This window comes from Frankia sp. CcI156, from assembly GCF_001983015.1.
Taxonomy (GTDB): domain Bacteria; phylum Actinomycetota; class Actinomycetes; order Frankiales; family Frankiaceae; genus Frankia; species Frankia casuarinae.
In genome coordinates, this window is sequence record NZ_MOMD01000043.1 from 58,496 (window position 1) to 73,129 (window position 14,634).

A 14,634-nucleotide genomic window follows, 5' to 3' on the forward strand; every position below is an offset into this window, starting at 1 on the left:
AGGTCACCGGTGGACGATCCGGTGCGCTCGCCCCGGATTCTTCACTATTATCCCCATCAATTGCGCCCTGTCTGGGGCGATGCCCCAATGCTCCGGACGGAAGCCGTCGACAATCCGTGTGGTTATCAGGYCGAACACCTCCGCGTTGAGGCGCACCAGGCTGCGGTGGGCATCCCCGGTGCGGCTGACCAGGCCGGCCTGCTCGAGTACCTCGATGTGCTTGCAGACCGTCTGCACGTCGGCCTTGCACCACTCGGCGAGCTCGCCGACCGTGGCGTCGCCGTCGCTCAKCCGCTCGATCAGGTCACACCAGGGCGGATTCGCAAGAGCCTCGAAGATCTGAAACATGATCCTGACCTTCCCCTGCAACCACGATACATCAGCTGATTCGTTTACGATAGCCCACCGAGTGGCCCATGTCGTCAACTGTACGGATGAATATGGGCGTCCTCGGGGCGACGCGTGAGGCCTGCGGTCACCTATGGTCTGGCGGCGCGGTGGCGAACATGATCATTTTTGATGACGGACGGTCCGCCCGAACCCGCCGTGGTTGGCGCTGGAAGCCAAGGGATGGCAGGACGACCTGCAGCTTCGCGACTGTCGCCAGACGGCGGCGGTTGGCGCTAGGAACGTCTCTCTGTAACGGGCAACTGGCTGAGTGGTTGCGATCTACGTGATCGCTTGTGATCGCTCGAGTCTCGCCTGAGGTGCTCGGAAGTGGTGTGTTCCGCCGGGTGCGTGGTTCGGTGTCGGCCGACTGCGCTGCGACCGGGTCTTCCGCCTGCCCGCCCCGCCCGCCGAAGGCGTCCGGCCGGCCACCCCGCCACGGCCCCGGCAGCCCACCCGGCCACGCCAACCGACGACAAGCGATCATCCAACCGGTCGGGAAGACCACGGACAGGTCAACGACCGCAGGACCTGAAGGACCGACAAGTTAAACGACAAGGTGCGCCACGAACGTGGAAGGGAGTGAATTGTAGGAAGAGCTTCTGACTGCGGTGCTGTGTAGCAGATGAAGGATTTGGCCCTTCGGAGTCGCTCTGCGGAGGGAGGCTCCAAGCCGCCACATGCAGCTACCGCCACATGCAGCTAGGGGGAGGCAGGCATTTCCCTGCCCTACATCCGCGACATATTAGGACACGTCGACCTGTCCACCACTGAAATCTACGCACGGGCCTCGACCGAAGCCAAGCGCAAGGCGCTCGAAGCCGCCTACACCGACATCGTCACCGACGACCTCCCCGAGTGGAACCAGGACCCCGACCTGCTCAACTGGCTCACCTCGCTGTGAGCCCCCGCCGCTGACAGGTTGACAGGTTATGCGCAGCGCTCAAGCCCCGATCGGGTCCTCACCAGGCCCGACAGGCCAGCACTGCGCATAATCCAGCGCTGCTCATTAGGCTCTCCGATCTCACCCGTGCTGGCGAACCTGTTCATGCACTACGCGTTCGACGCGTGGCTGGCCCGGACCTACCCGGGCGTCGCGTTCGAGCGCTACGCCGACGACGCGATCGTGCACTGCGACAGCAGGAGTCGGGCTCGCCACGTGCTGGCCGCGCTCGACGACAGGATGGGACAGGTCGGACTGCGACCGCACCCGACCAAGACCAGGATCGTGTACTGCAAGGACAGCAACCGGCGCGGCTCCCATGAGCACACGTCGTTCACGTTCCTCGGCTACACCTTCCGCGCCCGCAAGGCACGCAGCAGGCACGGGAAGTTCTTCACGAACTTCCTGCCCGCGATCAGCAAGGAAGCCCAGAAGAAGGTCAGCGGGCAGGTCCGCCGATGGCGGCTACACCTGCGGACCGGCCACACCCTCGACGAGCTGGCACGAAAGATCAACCCGATCGTGCGCGGCTGGGCGCAGTACTACGGGGCGTTCTACCGCTCCGCGCTGCTTCCCCTCCTACAGCGCATCAACGCCTACCTGGTGCGTTGGCTCCGCAAGAAGTACAAACGGCTGAGACCGTTCCATAAGGCCCTGGCCTGCTGGCAACGCATCACCCGCCAACGCCCCGGGCTCTTCGCCCACTGGGCATGGACGTCCAACGCCTGGCGATGAGGATKACAAGAGCGGAGTGACGGGAGACTGTCATGCTCCGTTCTGTTGGAGCCCAGGGGTGCAATTCCCCTGGGCCACCCGACCTCAGGAAAGCGCGTTACCCTTCGCCGAGGCAGGGACCATCCATCCGAGGCTTTCGGCCCAGCGGCGGGCACGTTCGGGTTCGCCGGCCACCAGGGGGCCCGGCGGGCCGTCGACGTAGAAGCTCCGTGGACGGTCGAGGAGGGAGAAGCCGAGACGGTGCAGGCACCTTGCCGCACCGGCCGCGGCCGAACCCGCGGGACGGGGGTGACGGACCTTCGTGTCGAACGTGGCCGCTCCGGTGAGCGGCGTCCCCTCGGGCGACCCACTCGGTTGCCTGGGCAGTGCCTCGAGCCACTCCCGGATCCCGATCCCCGGCGACACGACATTGCCCTCGGTCCGCCTGGTGGCGTCGTGCCGGGTCTCGGGCCGACTCATCTCGAACGCATGGGTGGGCCCGCCGACGATGAGGAGCCTGACATCGTCGTTCAGGGCCGGGTCCGCGGTGCCGACCTCTACGAGTCCGACGTCCAACCACGTCGACAGGCCGATCGCGACGGCGTCCGCGATCACCCTGGTGTTGCCGAACATCGATTCATACACGACGAGGGCGCGCATCTCGTCCCACTCCTCACCCGGAACCTCGTACCGGAGCCTCGTACGGTMCCGGCCGAGGGCGACGCCCGAATACCCGCGCTGTCCCGGCCGCCGTCGGTCTGTCGGCTGCCGCCGCGAGCTCCGGTCCTCCCGGTTCTTTCGGTTCTTCCGGTTCTTGCGGCCGTAGGGGTCTCCTCGGCCGTCGCGGGCGTCGACCCTCGATCCAGGTTCCAGACCAGTGTCATCCGTGGACGGCCACGCAGGGCAGGGTAGGACGGTCTGGTCAAACCGGACATTCGGCACGGTCGGCGGCTTCCCCATGGGCCGCCGCCGGAGGTCGGTCCGCGCCGCCGGGAGGCCCGGGCGGGAGGTATGGCGGGCGTGYGGTGAAACGAGCGAACGCGGTGTGGAGGGTGCTGGTCTCCGTAGCGACACCGGCCGGTGTGGTGACGAAGGTAGCGATGGTAGACAATCTCCTCACCGTACGTCGTCTAGCGGGTCGCACAGGAGAATAGATGATCATGGAGGAGTTGCCCGAGTGGGCCGCGGGGATCGATGTCAATCGCCCGAGCGCCGCACGGATGTACGACTACGCGCTCGGCGGATCGCACAATTTCGCGGTGGACCGGGAGGCGACGCGCGCCGCCATCGAGATCCTCCCGGACGCCCTGCTGATCGCCAGATCGAACCGGTTGTTCCTGCACCGGGCGGTGCGCTTCCTCGCTGCCGAGGCCGGGATCACACAGTTTCTGGATCTCGGCTCCGGGGTGCCGACGGTCGGTAACGTCCATGAGATCGCCGAAGGGGTGAATCCGGAGGCCCGGGTCGTCTATGTCGACATCGACCCGGTCGCCGTCATCCACTCCCGGATGCTGCTGGCCGACAATCCGCGGGCCACGGTGCTCCAGGCGGATGTTCGGCAGCCCGCGTCGATCCTCGGCTCCAGCGCGGTGGCCGAGCTGCTCGATCTTTCTCAACCGATCGCCGTGCTCATGGTGACGGTTCTGCATTTCGTCCCCGACAGCGATGACCCGGCTGGCGTCATCGATTCCTTCCGGGAGGCGACGGCGCCGGGCAGCTACCTGGCCATCTCGCATGTGATCGCGGACGAGCGGGCCGTAGGGATCAACCAGGCCGGCAAGGTCTACGACGAGACCCCTACCGGGGTGACCCCGCGTTCCCGTGCGGAGATCGCCGGTCTGCTCCGCGGATACGAGCTCGTTGACCCGGGCCTGGTCTACCTGCCGGCCTGGCGCCCGGACGCGGCGAGCATGGGCGCCGATCCCCTCGCGGACAACCCGGTGCGTTCCACGATACTTGCCGCGGTCGGGCGCCGGTAGCTCGCCGTTCCCGCCTGTTCCTGACTGTTCTTGGTTTTTATGATTTTTCTTGGCTATCTTTACTTTTTTAATTTTTTATTGGTTTTTCTCCGGCTTCCGGCGCTTTTCCGGCCAGCGGCCGAGGTTTTGTCACAGGGCGGGTCAGGCCCAAGGTTTGTCATGGTCCGGCAAGAAATGCGTGCGATGAGGAGTGCGTGCGGTGAGGTCCCTGCCCCAGACAGCCCGCCAGCAGGGCGTCGCGCGCTTCGCCCAGGCCTGGGCCCGAGAGATCCTCGGCGCCAGCTATCCGGCGATCGGCCTGATCGACGTCGAGCAGCGGTTACGGGCGTTGAGCGACCGGCTCGTCGACGCCCTGCTCGCCGAACCGTTCACGGCCGACCCTGCGGCCGCGGTCGGGGCTGCCGTCGTCGAGTACACCTTCGGCGCCGCGGACGCGTTGGCCGGAACCATCGAGATCTGTGGCACCAGACTGCTCACCGACCTACGACTCGGGACGGCCGACGGGTACGGCGCCCGGCTGGCGGCGTTGCAGGGCGGGCTGGCCCAGGGATACGCCCATGCGCTGCGGGAGCGGATCCTCGCCGGGCAGGACTCGATCCATCGCGCGGCTCTGCACGCGAGCGATGCCCGCTTCCGGATGATCTTCACCGGCTCCGCGATCGGAATCCTGATCAATGATGGAGGCGGACGGATCATCGACGCCAACGACGCTTTTCTGCGGATGCTCGGAGTCGGCCCGGGTCAGGTGCAGGGCAGGTCAATCGACGAGTTCGCGCATCCCGAGGACGCGAGGGAGCTCCGGGAGGCCTATGCCGCCCAGCGGACCGCCGGACCGGAGCACATCCGGATGGAGTGGCGGTTCACCGGGATCGGCGGGTCGGTGGTGTGGGCCGAGCTGACCACGTCGTGTCTGCGCGACGACGACGGGCGGTGCCGTGCGCAGCTCTCCATGATCGTGGATGTGACTGACCGGCATCTGTTGCAGAACCAGCTKCGCCGCCAGGCGCGGCACGACCCGCTCACCGGCCTGCCGAACCGGACGGTACTCATCGAACGGGTCCACGAACTGATGGCCACGGGACCGGAACGTCGCATCGGGCTGTGCTTCATCGATCTGGACGGATTCAAGATGGTGAACGACARCCTCGGCCACGACGTCGGCGACCGGTTGCTCGTCGCCGTCACGGACCGGCTGCGTCGGGTGCTGTCCCCGGAGCAGCTCCTGGTCAGGATGGGTGGTGACGAGTTCGTGATCCTTGTCGCCGACACAGCCGGCACGGCGGACGCCGTCGCCGTCGCCGAGACCGTGCTGGYGGCGCTGGCGAGCCCGCTGCGGGTGGGTGACCACGCGCTGTCCATCGGAGCGAGCATCGGCATCGTCGAACGGCCCGTCGCCGGCGGGGACTACGCCGATCTGCTACGGGCCGCCGACATCACGCTCTACCGGGCGAAGGCGGAGGGGAAGGGTCGCTGGGCCCTGTTCGAGGCGGAGCGAGGCGCCCGGCAGGTGACCCGGCACACTCTGTCGACCATGCTGCCCCGCGCCCTCGAACAGGACCAGTTCGTCGTCGAGTACCAGCCGATCATCGCCCTCGGCGACGGTGCGGGTGCCAGGATGGCCGCCGGGGCGATGGTCGGGGTGGAGGCGCTGGTCCGCTGGCGGCATCCTGGCCTCGGTCTGCTGCCCCCCGATCTGTTTATCGGGATGGCGGAGGAGACCGGGCAGATCGTGCCCCTCGGCCGGCGCGTGCTGGAGCTCGCCTGTCGGCAGGCGCGGCAGTGGCAGGAGTGTCATCCGCACGCCCTGTTCGTCAGCGTCAACCTGGCCGCCCGGCAGACCCGCGAGGCCGGCCTGGTGGAACAGGTCCGACGCATTCTCGACGAGACCGGGCTTTCCCCGGACCTGCTCCAGCTGGAACTTACCGAGAGCGCCTTCATGGGCACGGCCGACGAGCCGCTGCGGGTCCTGCGCGGGCTCGCCGAGATGGGCGTGCGGATCGCTATCGACGACTTCGGCACCGGTTATTCCAACCTCGCCTACCTGCGTCGGCTGCCGGTGCACACGCTCAAGCTCGCCGGACCGTTCGTCGAGGGCTTCCACTCGGCGCGGGACGCCGACCCGGGGGATGAGGAGATCGTGCAGACGCTGGTCACGTTGGCCCACACCCTGCGCCTGACGGTGACCGCCGAGGGCGTCGAGACCCCGATGCAGGCCGAGCGGTTGCGCGCGGCCGCCTGCGACAGCGCGCAGGGCTTTCTCTTCGCGCCGCCGCTGACGGCTGAGGAGATCACCCAGAGGATCCTCACCCGGTCCGCTGGCTCGGACCGAACATCTTCGAGCCCCACGCAGGCAGCGCGGGCGGCATGGGCGCGCTGATCCCGTAGGATGCGCTGACCTCTCCACCMCCAGTGGACCCTCGGCCTGGATGGCCTTGGCTCCTCCGGGCGGGGGCTCCTCCGGGGCGGGGCGCCGGTCGGTGATCTGCGGTCGGCACCCGTCATACGCTGGGAGTTTGGAGTCGGTAGTCCCGGGAATGGGCGGCGTGTCGATGTCTTCGACGCCTCGGTCCTCCCTGTCCTGGAGGCGGGGCGGACGGGGGCCGCGCACCGGCCCTGAGCCCAGACACCATGAGTCCAGAAACCATGAGCCCAGACGAGGACGGGACCGCCCGTCGCCGGGCGGGCCGAGGATCATCCTGAGCGGATCGCCGACCGTCCCGCGCAGATCGTGAATCGTGCCGGGGAGGGTGTGGAGGAGCCCAGGGACCGGGCTGCCGGCCGTTTCACCGGCCGTTTCACCGACCGCGCCACCGGAGGGGCGACGGGCCGGGATCCGGCGGACGCGGTCGAGCGGCTCTTCGGCGGGGCCGGCACCTGGCTGGCGCAGGGGGATCGGCCTTGACCGGGCATCGGCCGTCGAGGGACGCGACACGAGGGAGTAGCGGCCATGAGCACGACGGCCGGGGCTGAGGATCTCACGGCCCTCGCCCGGCGACTCGCGCCCGAGGTCGTCGAGGAGGCCGTTCGAGAGGCCCGCGAACTCGCCCGACATCAGATCGTCGAGTGCCTCGCCCGTGAGATCACCCGGGTGGCGATGGAGGGCATCAGGCCGGCCGTGRCCCCGCCTCGGGACCTTCCTCCCGTTCCGGTCTCGCAGTCGGGGTCGGTTCCGGAGTCGGAGTCCGTCTCGGAGTCCGTCTCGGAGTCCGTTCCGGAGTCCGTTCCGGAGTCGACTGTCGCAACTGTGGGCGTGGTCGGGCCTGGCATCCGGCCGTCCTCGCGCGTGTCCCGGACCGACCGCGGTCTTTACGTATACGGCATCATCCCCGCGGCGAGCGACACCGCCGGAATCGATGGGCTGGGCGCCGACACCGAGGTGGACGCGATCGCGCGGGATGACGCCCGTCGGCACACCGGTCGGCCGGGGCGGATGTTCGACTGCGCGTACCTCGTGCCGCGTTCGGAGGAGGATGCGTTCCTCACCACGGCGACCGCGCTGACGCGGGAGCTGGACGCGGCGGGGTGCCCCGCCGAGGCGACGGGTCCCTGGCCGCCCTACTCGTTTGTCCATATCACGCTGGGTGGTTACCAGCATCTGGGCGGCACCTTCGACGGTCACGAGGACTCGCCCGGCGGTGGAGCGCCGGTGGTTGACCGGGTGCGCACCACTGACCGGGTGCGCACCGCCGATCGGGTTCCGGACGCCGATCGGGTCCCGGGTCCTGTCGGAGGACGGCATGGTGCTGTCGGAGGACGGCATGGTGCTGTCGGAGGACGGCATGGTGGCGGCGATGACTGAGCTCGGCGAGGTGCTGGTTCCCCGGGGGGGCCATGCCGGGACGGGGCGCTGTGCGGGGGCAGGGTGCTTCGGTGGGCCGGGGGAGACGGGATCGCCCCGACCCCCCCGGCGTGTCGAGGGCCCGCTCCGCCTCCTCCGCGGACGAAGAACGATGGAAGAAGGCGAGGACAGCGCCATGACCGTCTCCAGCCAGTCCATGAACCGGGCTCCGAAGCCCAGCAGCCTGGCCGATGTCCTCGACGTCGTGCTCGACAGGGGAATCGTCATCGACGCCTACGCGCGGGTCGCGCTGGTCGGCATCGAGGTCCTCACGGCCGACGCCCGGGTCGTCATCGCGACCGTGGACACCTACCTCCGGTTCGCCGAGGCGGTGAACCGGCTGGACCTCGCGCCCAAGGAGCAGGTCCCGGGCCTGCCCGGACTCATGCATGAGGTCACCGACGGCACCGCGAGGCAGAAGTCGAAGGGGGCGCTCGAAGGATTGAAGGATACCGCCGAGGAGGCGGTGGGCTCGCTGCGTGGCGGATCGTCCGAGGAGCACGCCCGGCGGGATCTGCCGGCCGGGCGCAGCGCGCCGGGCGACCGCCGCAGCGGCCGAGAGGGATGATCGCCATGTCTGTCATCATTTATGGCATCACGCGGTCCGGGCATCCGGCGCCGATGCCACCGCCGCCCGGCATCGGACACCCTCCGGGGCAGGTGCACCTGGTGCGGTTCGGGCCGTTGGCGGCGGCGGTCAGCGTCACCGCGGATGTCGGGATTCTGGGCGAGTCCGAGGCCGTGCGTCATCTGGATATCCTGCAGCGACTTCTCGCCGGAGGCCCCGTGCTGCCGCTGCGGTTCGGGACCGTCGCCCCCGACGAGGCTGCCGTATGCCGTGAGGTCCTCGCCCCGCTCGCCGACGAGATGCCCGATCGGCTCGATGCGCTCGAAGGGCTGGTGGAGCTGCATCTCGACGTGGAGGAGGACGAGCGGTCCGCCCTCACCGAGGTACTGCCGGGCAGCCCGTTCGTCGGGGTCACGCCGTCCGCGGATCTCGACGCGCGGATCAGGCTGGGCCAGCAGGTGGCCGACCTGGTCATCGCCCGCCGGCAGCGCCAGGCCGATGCGATCCTCGACCTGCTGCGTCCGCTGGCGCTGTCCGACCGGCCACGGCGCCCGCACGGCGGCGCGGATGACCCGGTGCTCAGCTGGGCGTTTCTGCTGCGCGATGCCGCCGTGGATGCGTTCGACGCCGCCGTCGCCGATCTCCGTCGCGCCTGTCCGTACTTCACGATCGAATACGTCGGCCCACTTCCCGCCATCGACTTCGCCGAGGACCCCACGGGTCCGCCCGGAGCCGGTGACACGGCGGACGCCGACGCCTTCGGGGGGACCGGCAGATGGGGTTGGAGCTCGGACTCCGACATCTGGGAAGGGAATGATCAATGAAGGGCTCCACCAGGGGCGCCGTCACTTTTCATCCGCTCGCTGACGGCCTCACCCGGATCCTGCCGACCATGGAATACTGTCCCAGCGGGTAGTGTCGGCATCATGGTCGCGGGACGCCTGGTCGGGATCTATACCACGCCGATCCGGGGTACCCGGATGCGGGCCCGTGAGGCCGTTCGAATGATCGAGGGTCACGGTCTCGAAGGCGACCGCTACGCCACCGGCACCGGGACCTACTCCGCGCGCGGTGGCGCCGGTCGCGCCGTCACGCTGATCGAGCGTGAGGTCATCGCCGCCGTGGCCGCGGATGCCGGGGTGGCTCTGGCCGAGTGGGAGACCAGGCGAAACCTGGTGACGGAGGGCGTCGCGCTGCTCGACCTCGTCGGGCGGACCTTCCGCATCGACGACGTTGTCCTGCTCGGTGTCCGGCCCTGCCCACCGTGCTCCTACCTCGAACAGCTCACCCGCCCCGGGGTCTGGAGCGCGCTACGCGACCGAGGTGGCCTGCGCGCAGACGTCGTGCGTGGCGGCACCGTCCCGATCGGCGCGACGATCATCATCCCGCACCGGGAGGCCGAGCCCGTCGACGCGGTCGTGCCGGATCACGCGGTCGCGTCGGGTGCGCCCGCCCCGACCGGTGGAGGATAGCGCCACRCATCCGGGTCAGTACCGCCAGGCGGGATCCCGGTGTAACCGGGCTGGTTCTTCAGCAGCCCGACGCGGGCGGCCACGCCGAGACTGTAGACCAGTGCCCGGACGCGGGCGTCGATCTCGTCGCGGATCGACCGGATCTCCTCGAGCGTGCACTCCGCCGGATCATCCAGTTTCCAGGTGAGGTAGCGCGTGTCGGGGTAGCTGGGAACGGCGTCGCCGCATCCCATGTTGATGACGACGATGGAGTCGCGGACCATCTCGTTGGTTAGTCGCTTCGGGGACTCCCGGGACAGGTCGATGCCTACCTCGGCCATGAYGGTGACGACTCCCGGGTGGATGGCCGGGGCCGGGGCGGTRCCGGCGGATCGGGCGCGGAACAGGCCACGACCATGTCGGTCGAGCAGGGCGGCGCCTATCTGAGAACGGCCCGCGTTGTGGACGCAGACGAACAGCACTTCGGGCGGACGAGCCACGAACGCTCCTGGTCGGCCGTGCTGGAACGGTGGGATAACGGGTTGCCGGGGTTGCGGCGGAATGTATTTTCTTCGGATCTGGATGCCAGGTCGCGATGTCAGGAACTTGTTTGAATGTTGATGTTTTCGCGGGCTTCCGTTGCAACGGATGTTGGGTATGTCTCGATGGGGTATCGTCGAACACGGTTTCGCCGGGTGCGGCATCGCGGACCGTGATTTCATGGACCGAATATTCGCCGACTACGAGTCTTGCCGGCGCGACCATTGCCGACCGTAAACGCCGCCGGTCATTGTCAACAACATTTTGATAACACTGATGTAATCGTTCGCGTCGGCCGTGGGTTGCCAGTGGCATACTCCCACGGGTGCCACCGGGTGCTCCCCACGGGGGTGACGAAGTCCCGGCGTCGCCCTGATCACTTCTGGTGGGCGAGGCTCTGGCGGCAGCCGGGAAGATCGCTGAGATGCCGAAGCCGGTGGCGGTGATGGTCACCGAGGCGGTCGACCGTGCCTTCGAGGCGACCCTCGCCAACGCCTGACGGCACTCGGGCGACCAGGCAGACCTTCGCCGCGATGGCACTCGTCAGACCGTCCCCGGGGGCTCGGGGCTCGGGGGTAGGGACTCGGGGCATCGGACGGGGTCAGCGCCGCATCAGCAACGAGCCGCCCAGGAGATACGACCCGACCATCTCGAAGTTCGTCGGCGCCAGGGTGATGTGCGCGACCACGGTGTGGATGTCGCGGAAGCAGCGGTCGAGCCGGCCTGCCGCGCCCAGGGCCCTGGTGCCGGCCAGGCCGTGCAGGGTGTCCACGGCCTTCAGGGTGTTTTCGCCGGCGGCGGTGGCGGCGAGCCGGATCAGGGCGCTGAGCTTCTCCCCGCCGATGAGGCGGGCACTCGCGTGGCCGGCCGCATCGTCGAGCAGCAGTTCACCCGCCCTGACCAGGGCCGCGGCGCGGGCGAGGCCGGCCTGAACGGTATGGCTGGACGCCAATGTCTCCGTCCCGCGGGCAGGAACCGCGCTGACCGCCAGCCCCGGGAAGGCGCTCAGCGCGTCCTGGGCGATGCCGAGCGCCGTTGACGCGGTCGTGAACGGGCCGAAGTCGTAGTACGCGATGGGGTAGCCGCGCGAGGGCCGGGCCGCGGGCAGCCGGCGCAGCAGCCCGCCGTCGACGGTGTGCTCCTCGGGGACGAAGAGGTCGTCGACAGTGAAGCTGACGCTCCCGGTGCCGCGCAGCCCTATCGTGAACCAGTCGTCGGTGAAACGGACGGCATCCCGCGGAACGAACATCATCCGGGTTGTGGGCGGGGCCGGGGCCGACGAGTTCGCCTTACTTCCCGCGGCTACCTCGCCGGCCGCGCTGGTTTCGGTGACGAGTGAGGCGCACACCAGCCAGTCGGCGTGGGTGGAGCCGCTGGCGAAGGACCACCGACCGCGTACCCGGTAACCGCCGGGGACGGCCTCGGCGTGGCCCGACGGGTTGATCCCACCGACGACGAGACCATCGCTCTCCCGGAACATCCGGCCGGCCGTCTGCTCCGGGAGGTAGTCCGACATCCGGCCGATGACGCCCTGGACCCCCATCTGCCAGGCGACGGAGGCGTCGATCCGGGCGAGCGCCTGGAGCACCGCGGAACCGGTCCGGACACTCACCCCGCCGCCGCCGAAGGCCGGGGAGACCCACATCCGGTGGATGTTCTGCTCACGCAGGGCGTCGATGACGTCGGGCGGCGTCATTCTCTCCTGTTCGGCCTGTTCACGGTGCTGGACCAGGACTGGGGCGACTTTCTCGASCCGGGCGAGCCAGTGCCTGGTCTCGTCGTCGGGGTGGGCRGGGCCTGGCCAGAACATGTCACGCATCCACTCTGATCAACCGCCTGATCTGCGGAGACATCGTCCGTCCCTTTCTCGTCGAGGGAGGTAAAGGCTGGTCACCGACGGCAAAGCTCCGACTGAAGCCGCATCTACGGATAGATCATAGCAATTTCTACGTAGATACGGATCGCGAAAGCGCTAAGGGGCCGTGAGAGCGGCCCAGATTACCAGGGTTTCCCTGGCTCTGCGGCTCTGCGGCAGGCGGTGCGGGACGCCACGCACAGTTCACTTTTTCGCTTCCGAAACGGGGGCCGACGGCTGCCCGGAACCTGCACTGTGATGGTCGACGTCGGGGGACTGCGGCCATAYGGACAGTGACAGGAGGGCCGGGCGAGATGGCAGAGGAACGCATGCCGAACCGACGGGATGTGMTGGCCCGAGCGACGGTGGCGTCCCTGGCGGCCGCCGCCGGCACCGCCGGGGGGGGTCCGGCGGCGCGGGCCGCGGTCGCGGACCGGGCCCCGGGCCAGGTGCGGGGTGGCCGGCCCACGTTTACCTCCGGCGTGCAGTCCGGCGATGTCACCGCGGACAGCGCGGTGGTGTGGGCACGGGCCGATCGGCCGGCGGTGCTCGCGGTCGACGTGGCAGCCACCGAGACGTTCACCGCAGCCCGGCGGGTCGGCGTCGTCCGGGTGGACGCGGCGACCGACTTCACCACCTCGGTGCCGGTCCGCGGCCTGCCTGCCGGCGAGGAGGTGTTCTACCGGGTCCGCCTCGCCTCGGCGGATGACCCGGCGCTCGTCGGCGAGACGTCGACCGGCCGGTTCCGGACCGCCCCCGGCCGTGCTGGCGACGTCTCGTTCGTCTGGTCTGGTGACATCTGCGGCCAGGGGTGGGGTATCAACCCCGATCTCGGCGGGATGCGGATCTTCGAGACGATGCGCCGGCTGAACCCGGACTTCGCGATCTGCTCCGGGGACACCGTGTACGCGGACGGGCCGATCCTCCCGACGGTTCCGCTCGCGGACGGCTCGGTGTGGCGCAACCTCGTCGTCCCGGAGAAGTCCAAGGTCGCCGAGACCCTCGCGGAGTACCGCGGCAACTACCGGTACAATCTGCTCGACGCAAACCTGCTCGCGTTCAACCGCGAGGTGCCGTGGGTGTTCCAGTGGGACGACCACGAGACGCTCAACAACTGGTATCCCGGTGAGATTCTCGACGACTCCCGGTACAGCGAGAAACGGGTGGACGTCCTCGCGGCGCGCTCGCGRCAGGCGTTCCTGGAGTACACCCCGTTCATTCCCGGTCGGKCCGACCCGGGCGGGAGGATCTACCGCAGGATCTCCTACGGCCCGCTGCTCGATGTCTTCGTCCTGGACATGCGCTCGTTCAAGAACCCGAATCCCGACGCCCAGGAGGATCCCGCCGGCGTGGCGATACTCGGCCGCCACCAGAGCGAGTGGCTGCTGGCCGGGCTCGCCGCCAGCCGCGCCACCTGGAAGGTGGTCGCCGCCGATCTCCCGCTCGGGCTGCTGGTGCCGGACAACCCGAGCGGCGTGGAGGCGGTGGCGCAGGGCCGGCCGGGTGCCCCGCTGGGGCGCGAGGTGGAAATTKCGGACCTCCTCGCCGGCCTCCGCCGGCACCGGGTCCGCAATGTGGTCTGGGTGACTGCTGACGTCCATTACACGGCGGCACACCACTACCACCCGGACCGGGCTGCCTTCACCGATTTCGACCCGTTCTGGGAGTTCGTCTCCGGGCCGTTGAACGCCGGCACGTTCGGCCCGAACACGCTCGATCCCACCTTCGGCCCCGAGGCTGTTTTCGTGAAGGCCCCTCCGGCGGGTCAGTCCAACCTGCCGCCCTCGGCCGGTCTGCAGTTCTTCGGCCGCGTGCACCTCGATCCCGGTGGCGGGCTCACCGTGGAGCTGCGGGACTCCGGCGGTGCGGTGCTCTGGTCGACCACGCTCGCCGTCGTCTGACCGGTCACCGCCTCCTGACCGGTCACCGCCTCCTGACCGGTCACCGCCCCGGATTGACGGGTCCTGCGCCAACCATGCCGTTTGCGGGCKGGTACCGGTTCGTGAGCGTGGAACCCGGCGAGGAGGCGACGGGCGTGGGTGACATTCTGGTCGGGACGGCTTCCTGGACGGACCCGACGCTGCTGAGGTCCGGATGGTACCCACCGGAGGTCACCAGCGCCGGTGCCGGCCGGTGCGGATCTACGTGGAATTCCGTAACCACACCTGGATGGACGAGCGCAACCGTGAGGAGACACTCGATTTCCTCGCCTCTCAGAAGATTCTGCACGTGTGCGTCCACATGCCCCAGGGCTACCCAAGTTCGATTCCGCCGGTGCTCGCAGCGACCGCCGATCTCGCGGTCGTCCGGTTCCACGGTCACAGCGAGCGGTGGACGGGTAAGGACATCCACGAACGCT

13 protein-coding genes and 2 pseudogenes are annotated in these 14,634 nt (G+C 68.8%); 11 read left to right on the top strand and 4 right to left on the bottom strand.

Annotated elements, in window-relative coordinates; translation table 11 throughout:
* Positions 1-3 precede the first annotated feature (3 nt).
* Positions 4-348, bottom strand: a complete 345-nt coding sequence (locus CcI156_RS16365) for a helix-turn-helix domain-containing protein (protein WP_076806643.1) — start codon at positions 346-348, stop codon at positions 4-6.
* A 961-nt stretch (positions 349-1,309) separates the two neighbouring features.
* Between CcI156_RS16365 and CcI156_RS16375 the strand changes: the two genes are divergently transcribed.
* A complete protein-coding gene (locus CcI156_RS16375; protein WP_011435452.1) occupies positions 1,310-2,065 on the top strand; it encodes a group II intron maturase-specific domain-containing protein in 756 nt (251 codons plus the stop codon).
* Between the two features lie 84 nt (positions 2,066-2,149).
* Here CcI156_RS16375 and CcI156_RS16380 read toward each other — a convergent pair whose 3' ends face one another.
* The gene (locus CcI156_RS16380) at positions 2,150-2,704 is read right to left on the bottom strand and encodes a flavodoxin family protein (RefSeq protein ID WP_011435453.1); all 555 of its coding nucleotides are present in this window, start codon (positions 2,702-2,704) and stop codon (positions 2,150-2,152) included.
* A gap of 500 nt (positions 2,705-3,204) precedes the next feature.
* Here CcI156_RS16380 and CcI156_RS16385 point away from each other — a divergent pair, with 500 nt between their 5' ends.
* From CcI156_RS16385 to CcI156_RS16410, 8 genes and pseudogenes are all read left to right on the top strand, one after another.
* A complete protein-coding gene (locus CcI156_RS16385; protein WP_035730986.1) occupies positions 3,205-4,023 on the top strand; it encodes an SAM-dependent methyltransferase in 819 nt (272 codons plus the stop codon).
* 199 nt (positions 4,024-4,222) lie between these two features.
* Complete coding sequence (locus CcI156_RS16390; protein ID WP_076806664.1) at positions 4,223-6,400, top strand: bifunctional diguanylate cyclase/phosphodiesterase; 2,178 nt, start codon at positions 4,223-4,225, stop codon at positions 6,398-6,400.
* Between the two features lie 372 nt (positions 6,401-6,772).
* Positions 6,773-6,925 carry a hypothetical protein gene (locus CcI156_RS25770; protein ID WP_157493315.1) on the top strand — a complete coding sequence of 51 codons (153 nt, stop codon included), beginning with the start codon at positions 6,773-6,775 and terminating at the stop codon, positions 6,923-6,925.
* A gap of 45 nt (positions 6,926-6,970) precedes the next feature.
* Positions 6,971-7,822: a GvpL/GvpF family gas vesicle protein gene (locus CcI156_RS16395; protein WP_076806645.1), complete on the top strand. Its 852-nt coding sequence runs from the start codon at positions 6,971-6,973 to the stop codon at positions 7,820-7,822.
* A gap of 175 nt (positions 7,823-7,997) precedes the next feature.
* Positions 7,998-8,429, top strand: a complete 432-nt coding sequence (locus CcI156_RS16400) for a gas vesicle structural protein GvpA (protein ID WP_011435457.1) — start codon at positions 7,998-8,000, stop codon at positions 8,427-8,429.
* A 5-nt stretch (positions 8,430-8,434) separates the two neighbouring features.
* Entirely contained in the window at positions 8,435-9,253 is an 819-nt protein-coding gene (locus tag CcI156_RS16405; RefSeq protein WP_011435458.1) for a GvpL/GvpF family gas vesicle protein, read from the top strand.
* Positions 9,253-9,342 (top strand): annotated as a pseudogene (locus CcI156_RS27045) (cyclase); the annotation flags it as partial. The gene CcI156_RS16405 and the pseudogene CcI156_RS27045, both read left to right, overlap by 1 nt.
* Before the next feature lie 13 nt (positions 9,343-9,355).
* Complete coding sequence (locus CcI156_RS16410) at positions 9,356-9,901, top strand: MOSC domain-containing protein (protein ID WP_011435459.1); 546 nt, start codon at positions 9,356-9,358, stop codon at positions 9,899-9,901.
* Here the strand turns inward: CcI156_RS16410 and CcI156_RS27050 are convergent.
* A complete protein-coding gene (locus CcI156_RS27050) occupies positions 9,856-10,380 on the bottom strand; it encodes an arsenate reductase ArsC (protein WP_371681816.1) in 525 nt (174 codons plus the stop codon). The genes CcI156_RS16410 and CcI156_RS27050 overlap by 46 nt on opposite strands.
* A gap of 641 nt (positions 10,381-11,021) precedes the next feature.
* The gene (locus CcI156_RS16420; protein ID WP_076806666.1) at positions 11,022-12,230 is read right to left on the bottom strand and encodes an acyl-CoA dehydrogenase family protein; all 1,209 of its coding nucleotides are present in this window, start codon (positions 12,228-12,230) and stop codon (positions 11,022-11,024) included.
* Between the two features lie 359 nt (positions 12,231-12,589).
* On the opposite strand from CcI156_RS16420, the gene CcI156_RS16425 reads away from it, so the two are divergent.
* Both CcI156_RS16425 and CcI156_RS16430 read left to right on the top strand, forming a co-directional pair.
* On the top strand, positions 12,590-14,176 hold the full coding sequence (locus tag CcI156_RS16425) for an alkaline phosphatase (RefSeq protein WP_175637606.1): 1,587 nt from the start codon (positions 12,590-12,592) through the stop codon (positions 14,174-14,176).
* 214 nt (positions 14,177-14,390) lie between these two features.
* Positions 14,391-14,634 (top strand): annotated as a pseudogene (locus CcI156_RS16430) (DUF72 domain-containing protein); the annotation flags it as partial.